Source organism: Actinotalea sp. JY-7885 (assembly GCF_014525465.1).
Lineage (GTDB): Bacteria > Actinomycetota > Actinomycetes > Actinomycetales > Cellulomonadaceae > Actinotalea.
In genome coordinates this window covers 1-7697 of sequence record NZ_JACEXH010000154.1, presented here as the reverse complement: position 1 = coordinate 7697, position 7697 = coordinate 1, and the positions used below count along the sequence as shown (strand labels likewise).

Below are 7697 nucleotides of genomic sequence, written 5' to 3'. Positions count from 1 at the left end.
CGGCGCGCCATGCCGGCGCGCAGGGAGGCGGCGGCGTGCCCGCGGGACCGGCCGCGGCGGTAGAGCCGCCCGCGGCCGAGCGTCGTCTCCGCGGCCCGGACGGTGACGGGCAGGGGCTCCGTGACCACCGGTCCCAGGCGTCGTCCGCGCCACAGCGCCAGCACGACGACGAGGAAGCCGGCGAGGAGCCCGACGGGGCCGGTCCAGTCGGGCAGGAGGCTCCCGGCGGGAGCCTCGGCCTCGCCACCCGTGTCGTTGAGGCTCGGCACGTACCAGACCAGGTCCTCGTGGTGGCCCAGGGCGCGGAGCATCAGCGCGGCGTGGCCCTCGTCGAGGATGCTGCGGTTCGTCATCAGCTCGGGGTCGTCCACGAGCACGACGCGCCGCCCGTCGACCTCGACGCTCGCGTAGGCGCCGGACTTCTTGGTGTCGGGTCCCGGGAAGCAGACCGTCGCGCCGCCGCTCTCGGCCGTGAACCCGTACCCGGTGGCGTCGATGGAGCCGGCCGCCGCGGCGTCCGGGTCGGAGCACTCGGCGGAGCGGGTCCCCGGGCTCGCCTCGTAGGAGTCGTCGACCGCGCCGTCGGTCAGGGGTCCGACGTGCCAGCCCTCCGGGCCGACGACGACCAGGTCGGCGTCGGTCGCGGTGAGGTCCTCGACCTGGTCGTTCGACAGCAGGTACGTGCCCGCGACGAGCAGCGTGGTGCCCTCCCGCGCGGCGGCCGCGGCCTGCCCCGACGTGCGGACGTACTGGATCCGCACGCCCTGGTCCTCGAGCACCTGGGCCAGCGCGCGGGCGCCCTGCTCGCTGGCGTTGTCCGGCGCGAGCGGCGTGATCGAGGTCTCCGGGCGCAGCAGGGCGGTCACCAGTCCCGCCACCACCAGCAGGCCGATGCAGATCAGCGGGCCACGGGCGGCGCGCCAGCGTGAGCGGGCCCGCGAGCCCGTCGTCGTGCCGTCACCCATGACCTCGGGTCCGGTGGTGAGGACCGCGGCGCTCGTGCCGGTGAGGTCGGCGGCCGGCACGGCCCCGGCCGGGGGAGCGGGCGTGGCGGGTGCCGGGGGCGTCGAGGTCATCGCGGCACCGCCATCGCGTCGGGTGCCGGCTCGGCGGGCGTCACCGGGCGGGTCGCGGCCACGCGCCGGTCGAGATCGCGCAGCCACGCGTCGTCCTCGCCGGTCGCGGCGACGTCGCCGTAGCAGACGTCGTCGAACAGGCGTGAGGCGCGCACGAGGTCGTCGCCGCAGGTCGGCAGGCGGTGAGCCGCCGCCACGGCGCCCTCGTGCGCGGTGCGGCCCGGGCGCGGCTCGAGGACGGTGCGGTCCTCCAGCGAGCGCAGGACGGCGCGGAAGCGGTCGAGGACCGCCTCGCTCCAGCGGCCCTGCGCCGCCGCGGCGTCCGCGGCCGCGCGCAGCTCCACCGCGGACCGCTGGTCGTCGCCGAAGGCGTCGACGGACTCGCGGCGGCCGCGTCGCGCCCGCCGGACCGGTCCCGCGACCAGCAGCGCGATCAGGCCGCCCACGACCACCACACCCACGACGAGGAGTGCCGCGGCGCGGCTGTCCATCCCGCTCAGCGCGACCTCCATGCCGTCCAGCTGCTCGAGCAGCCACTCCCAGGCGCGCTGGAGGAGGCTGGGGCGCTGGTGGTAGATCGGGTCGGCGAGCTCCCGGCGCAGCCAGTCGCGCGCGGTCTCGGCGTCCGGGTCCACGGGGATGCCCGCGCGCACGGCACCCGCGAGTGCTCCGGTGGCCGACACCTCAGCGGGCTCCGGGTGCGGCGTCGGCGGCCGCCTCGGCGGCCCGCGCGAGCTCGACGTCCAGACCTTCGCGCCGGATCCGCACGTCCACGTAGAGCAGGGCGTTGACGCCGGCCGTGAACACGATCGAGGGGATGAGGACGACGCCGTACATGATGTTGGTCGCGGCCACGAACACGGCCTGCGGCGCCATCACCAGGGTGAGCCCGATCACGAGGCCGAGCGGCGCGGAGATGAGCTGCGCCAGCAGGCTCACGATGAGCTGGGCGAGCAGGTAGATCCCGAACAGGCGCCAGAAGCTGCCGCGCGTCAGGCGCCAGCCGCGCCGCACGGCCGCCCAGGCCGGGCCGCCCTCCAGCACCAGCACGGCCGGCACGAGGAGCAGGCGGACCGTGAGCCACACGGCCGCGACGCCCAGCCCGAGGCCGCCGACCAGGCCGAACGCGACGGCGGCCCCCGCCAGCCCGTTCGTTCCGAGGGCGACGATCCCCGCGACGTACAAGCCCCCGACCAGCAGCGCCGCGACCCCGTAGAGCACGCTGAGGCCGAGCAGGGTGAGCACGCGGCGCCAGTGCGCCGACCAGACCTCCGCGAGGGTGACCTTCTGCCCGATGACCGACCGGCTGACGGAGACCGTGAGGATGCCGGTGAGGACGATCTGCGCCAGCGTCATCCACGGCAGGATCCCGACCATCGACAGGGACAGCGCGGTGGACTCCTGCGCCAGGCCCGTGCCGTAGGGGTCGAGGTCGCCCGACGTGCTCGAGCCGATGAGTCCCGCGATGTAGGGGACGAGGATGAACTGGGTGAGCGATCCCAGGACCGCGACCACCGCCGCGACCATGGCGGTGAAGCCGAACATCACCCGGGGGTTCGCGCGCACCGCGCGGAACGCGCCGTCGAAGATCTCGCCGAGGCCCAGGGGACGCAGCGGAACGATGCCCGGCTGCACGGGTGCGGGGCGGTAGCCGACGGGGGCACCGGGCGCCCCGTACTGCGCCTGGCCGTACTGGCCCTGGCCGTACCCGGGGGCGTCCTGGGGCTGTCCGTACTGGGGCTGTCCGTACCCCGGTTGGCCGTACTGGGGCTGCCCGTACTGGGGTTGGCCGTAGCCCGGCTGGCCGTACTGGGGCTGCCCGTACTGGGGCTGCCCGTAGCCCGGTTGGCCGTACTGGGGCTGCCCGTAACCCGGCTGCTGCGGCTGCGCGGGGGCGGTCGGCTGCTGCGCGGGCGCGCCGTACCCCGGGGGCTGGGCCGACGGCGGGCCCCAGCCGTGACCGGCGTCGTGCGGTTCGCTCACGTGTCTTCCCCTGTGTCCGTGCCGGCGACGTCGTCCGCGGCTGCGCGCGCCCATCGTGCCACGGACGCCACCGCCCGCGGGGGACGCGCGGGGGCCGGTGCACGGGTCAGGGCCGCGGGGTGACACCATGTGCCCATGAAGGGTCGGATCCTGGTGGTGGACGACGACGTCGCGCTGGCCGAGATGATCGGCATCGTGCTGCGCTCGGAGGGCTTCGAGCCCCTGTTCTGCTCGCACGGCGACGAGGCGGTCGCGGCGTTCCACGCCGGGCAGCCGGACCTCGTGCTGCTCGACCTCATGCTCCCCGGCAAGGACGGCACCGAGATCTGCCGGCTGATCCGGGCGGAGTCCGGCGTCCCCATCGTCATGCTCACGGCCAAGAGCGACACGGTCGACGTCGTCCTGGGCCTCGAGTCGGGTGCCGACGACTACATCTCCAAGCCGTTCAAGCCCAAGGAGCTCGTCGCGCGCGTCCGTGCGCGCCTGCGCCGCAGCGACGAGCCGACGCCGGAGCACCTGGGCATCGGCGACCTCGAGATCGACGTCACCGGTCACCGCGTCACGCGCGACGGCGTCGTCATCTCGTTGACGCCGCTCGAGTTCGACCTCCTGGTCGCCCTCGCCCGCAAGCCGTGGCAGGTCTTCACGCGGGAGGTGCTCCTCGAGCGCGTCTGGGGCTACCGGCACGCCGCCGACACCCGCCTGGTCAACGTCCACGTCCAGCGCCTGCGGTCGAAGATCGAGCACGACCCGGAGCACCCCGAGATCGTCGTGACCGTCCGCGGCGTCGGCTACAAGGCGGGCTCCGGCCCGGCGTGAGACGGCCATGACGGACGCCGTGACCGGCGCCGCGGCCCGGGCTCCGCGGTTCGCGGTCGCCCGGCGGCGCCTGCGCCTCGCGCGCCGCGTGGTCGCGCGCATGGTGCGGCGGATGGTCCACCGCTGGCGGTCCTCGCTCCAGGTCCGCGTCGTCACCACCACGCTCCTGGCGGGCGTGGCGGCGGTGGGTCTCCTCGGCGGGTACCTCTCGGACGAGATCCGGGACGGCCTCTACGAGCAGCGCCTCGAGGAGGTGCTCGGGGCGAGCGCGATCGCGACGCAGCGCGCCCAGGAGACGTTCGACAGCGCGGTGCCGTCCACGCCCACCGAGCTCAACGGCCTGTTCGGCCAGACCGTCGGGGCCCTGCGGCAGGGGAGCACGAGCGACCAGGCGTTCCTGCGCCGCTCCCCGGGGGCGTCGGTGCCCGTGTTCGTCAACGACCACTCCACGACGGCGGACCCCGCGCTCATCGGGCTCGTCTCCCTCGAGCTCCGGTCGGCCGTGCAGGGCTCCAGCGAGCAGCACTGGGTGCCGGTCGCGATCCCGGGCGAGGGCGGCACCGACCCGGGGATCGTCGTGGGGTCGGCCGTCACGGCGCCGGTGGTCGGGCAGGTCGAGCTGTACTTCCTCTACAGCCTCGCGAGCGAGCAGCAGACCCTCGCCTTCGTGCAGCGCGTCCTGGCGCTCGGCGGGCTCGGCCTCGTGGCGTTGCTCGGTGGCATGACGTGGATGGTCACGCGCCAGACGGTCCAGCCGGTGCGCAGCGCCGCGCAGGTCGCCGAGCGGCTGGCCGACGGGCACCTCACCGAGCGCATGCCGGTCCGGGGCGTCGACGAGATGGCGACCCTCGCGCGCTCCTTCAACGAGATGGCGGAGAGCCTGCAGGACCAGATCCGCCGGATGGAGGAGCTGTCGCACCTGCAGCGGCGCTTCGTCTCCGACGTCTCCCACGAGCTGCGCACCCCGCTGACCACCGTGCGGATGGCCGCCGAGGTGATCCACGCCGCGCGCGAGGAGCTCGACCCCGCGGCGGCGCGCTCGGCCGAGCTCCTCACCGCGCAGCTCGACCGCTTCGAGGACCTGCTCGCGGACCTGCTGGAGATCAGCCGCTTCGACGCCGGTGCGGCGATGCTCGACGCGGAGAGCCGCGACGTCCGCGACGTCGTGATGGCGGCCGTCGAGCAGACCGTCCCGCTCGCCGAGCGGCGCGGCGTGTGGCTCGCGGTCGAGATGCCCGGCGAGCCGGTCGTCGCGGACATCGACCCGCGACGGATCGAGCGCGTGCTGCGCAACCTGCTCGTCAACGCCGTCGAGCACGCCGAGGGCAGGCCGGTCGAGGTCCTCGTGGCCGCCGACGCCCGGGCCGTCGCCGTCGTCGTGCGCGACCACGGCGTCGGGATGACCGCGCAGGAGGCGGAGCACGTCTTCGACCGCTTCTGGCGTGCGGACCCGGCCCGCGCGCGCACCACGGGCGGCACGGGCCTCGGGCTCGCGATCTCCATCGAGGACGCCCACCTGCACGGCGGCCGCCTGGAGGCGTGGGGCCGACCGGGTCGCGGGGCCAGCTTCCGTCTCACCGTCCCGCGCCGGGCCGGCATCGTCCTGGACGGGTCCCCGGCGCCGCTGGTGCCCCCGGACGACGACCCGCACGTCGGCGTCTCGTACGCCTCGCACGAGGGCCGCCCGGACCTCGACCCGGCGGCCGTGCCCGACCTGGACCGGCTGGAGGCCTGATGACGCGTCGACCGAGGGCCGCGCGCTCGGCCCTGGCTCTGACGGCCGTCGCCGCCCTGCTCGCGCTCGCGGGCTGCGCCGCCATCCCCTCGTCCGGTCCGGTGCGCACGGGTGACGCCGTGGCTCCTGAGGAGCCGGGGCTCGCCCTGCAGCTCCCCAGCGACCCGCTGGTCGACGCCGACCCGGCCGAGCTCGTGCGCGGGTTCCTGCTCGCGGGCGCGGCCGGCCTCCAGGACGAGTTCGCGGTCGCGCGCAAGTTCCTCACGGTCGGCGGCTCGGGGGAGTGGGACCCGCGCGCGCGGGTCCTGATCTACCCGCGCCAGGGGAGCGAGCCCCAGGTCGATCCCCAGGAGGACGGCTCCGTGGTGGTCAGCGTGCCGCTCGAGGCGATCGTCGACGACGCGGGCCGGTACACGGAGGCCGCGCCGGACGCGCTCGACCAGGAGCTCACGTTCGAGCTCCAGCGCGACGCCGCGGGGCAGTGGCGGATCTCCGAGCTGGCCGACGGCGTGCTCATGGACGCCGCCGCGTTCGAGGCGGTGTACCGGCCGACGCCCGTCTACTTCGCGAGCGCCGACCGCACGCAGCTGGTGCCCGACCTGCGCTGGTTCGCCACCTCCAAGACCCCGACGCTCGCCGTCAGCGCCCTGCTCGACGGCCCGTCGGCCTGGCTGCGTGACGCCGTCGTCTCGGGGGCGCCCGAGGGCGCCAGGCTGAGCACCGAGACGGTGACCCTGGCGGAAGACCGGGTCGCGCGCGTGGACCTGGCCGAGGCGCCCGCGCTGCCCGACCAGGCCGACCGCAACCTCCTGCACCTGCAGTTGACCGAGACGCTGCGCCGGGTGCCGGTCACCGACGTGGAGGTCTCCGTCGGGGGCATGGCCTGGGACGAGACCGACGTGCCCGTCCTGGAGCGCGACGTCGCGCCCGGCTCCGGCCCCTACGCGATCGTGGGCGAGGAGCTGGTCGTGGTGAGCGACGACGTGCCGGTGCCGCTCGACGACGTCGCGCCGCTCGCCGGCCTGGACGCGCGGCACCCCGCTCTCGCCGTCGACGGGTCGGTCCGGGTGGTCCTGTCGGGTCCGGACAGGCTGCTCCTCCTGCCGGCCGACGGCGCCGCACCCGCGACGCTGGCCACCGGCACCGCGCTGGTCGCGCCCTCGGTCGACCGGTACGGCTGGGTGTGGACGGGCGAGCAGGCGTCCACCGGTCGGCTCCTCGTCGTGGACCAGGCCGGGCAGCAGGTGGACATCGAGGCGCCGTGGCTCGACGGGCGCACCGTGCGCTCCCTGCGCGTCTCGCGCGACGGCGCGCGCGTCGCGATCGTCTCGGCGGGCTCGGCCGCGGGCGACGTCGCGATCCTGGTCGCGGGGATCTCCCGCGACGACGACGGGCGACCCACGCTGGTGAGCGCCGAGCCGCTCGCGGTGGGCGCGGCGCTCGTCGACGCCCTGGAGCTGGCGTGGGTCGACGAGGTGACGCTCGCCGTCCTGGGCCGCGGGCAGGACCTCGGCTTCCCCAGCACCTACCTGGTGCCGCTCGGCGGGCCGACGCAGTCGCTCACGGTCCTGGAGGCGACCGGGATGGCCGCCGGCCGGGGGCCGCAGTCGATCCACGTCGTCGACGGCGACGGCACGCTCCTGACCCGTCGCGGCAACCAGTGGCGCACGGTGGCGGACGGCGTGCGGGACCCGGTCTTCCCCGGGTAGCTGGGGACGGCGGTCACGGGGCCCGTCCGCGCGCGACGATGCGGGCGTGGACACGCTCGCGCGCCTGGGTCCGGTCGCCCGCGACCTCGTGCGGTGGGTGCTGCCGGTGGAGTGCCCGGGGTGCGGGGCCTGGGACGTGCCCCTGTGCCGCACGTGCGCGGCGACGGTGGCCGGCCCGCCGGTGCGCTGCGAGGACGCGGTCCCCCGGCTCGACCGGGCGGACGGCAGCCCGCCGACGCCGGTCTGGTGTCTCGCGTCGTACGCCGGGCCGGTGCGCGGCCTGGTGGTGGCGTGGAAGGACCGCGGGCGCGCGGACCTGTCGCCGGTGCTCCGCGGCGCGCTCGCGGACGCGGGGACCCGTCTGGCCCCCGAGCT

The 7697-nt window shown here is 75.8% G+C and carries 6 protein-coding genes and 1 pseudogene; 4 read left to right on the top strand and 3 right to left on the bottom strand.

Annotated features, from left to right (window positions below; translation table 11 throughout):
* From IDM29_RS12955 to IDM29_RS12945, 3 genes are all read right to left on the bottom strand, one after another.
* Positions 1–1076: DUF4350 domain-containing protein (locus IDM29_RS12955; protein WP_188037600.1), on the bottom strand; the 1076-nt coding region annotated here is incomplete at its 3' end.
* Complete coding sequence (locus IDM29_RS12950) at positions 1073–1759, bottom strand: DUF4129 domain-containing protein (RefSeq protein WP_182111725.1); 687 nt, start codon at positions 1757–1759, stop codon at positions 1073–1075. The genes IDM29_RS12955 and IDM29_RS12950, both read right to left, overlap by 4 nt.
* Before the next feature lies 1 nt (position 1760).
* Entirely contained in the window at positions 1761–3059 is a 1299-nt protein-coding gene (locus IDM29_RS12945; RefSeq protein WP_182111724.1) for a hypothetical protein, read from the bottom strand.
* A gap of 135 nt (positions 3060–3194) precedes the next feature.
* Between IDM29_RS12945 and mtrA the strand changes: the two genes are divergently transcribed.
* The 4 genes and pseudogenes from mtrA to IDM29_RS12925 form a co-directional block, all read left to right on the top strand.
* Positions 3195–3878 carry an MtrAB system response regulator MtrA gene (gene mtrA, locus IDM29_RS12940; protein WP_188037599.1) on the top strand — a complete coding sequence of 228 codons (684 nt, stop codon included), beginning with the start codon at positions 3195–3197 and terminating at the stop codon, positions 3876–3878.
* 7 nt (positions 3879–3885) lie between these two features.
* Positions 3886–5613 (top strand): MtrAB system histidine kinase MtrB, encoded by a 1728-nt coding sequence (mtrB, locus tag IDM29_RS12935; RefSeq protein ID WP_375372413.1) that lies wholly within the window; start codon positions 3886–3888, stop codon positions 5611–5613.
* On the top strand, positions 5613–7322 hold the full coding sequence (locus IDM29_RS12930) for an LpqB family beta-propeller domain-containing protein (RefSeq protein ID WP_188037598.1): 1710 nt from the start codon (positions 5613–5615) through the stop codon (positions 7320–7322). The genes mtrB and IDM29_RS12930 overlap by 1 nt, the downstream gene beginning before the upstream one ends.
* 46 nt (positions 7323–7368) lie before the next feature.
* A pseudogene (locus IDM29_RS12925) lies at positions 7369–7697 on the top strand (hypothetical protein); the annotation flags it as partial.

Bases quoted from the DNA above. Each gene is read 5' to 3' on its own strand.
- mtrA (WP_188037599.1), top strand. From the start codon at position 3,195: ATGAAGGGTCGGATCCTGGTGGTGGACGACGACGTCGCGCTGGCCGAG.
- mtrB (WP_375372413.1), top strand. From the start codon at position 3,886: ATGACGGACGCCGTGACCGGCGCCGCGGCCCGGGCTCCGCGGTTCGCG.
- IDM29_RS12930 (WP_188037598.1), top strand. From the start codon at position 5,613: ATGACGCGTCGACCGAGGGCCGCGCGCTCGGCCCTGGCTCTGACGGCC.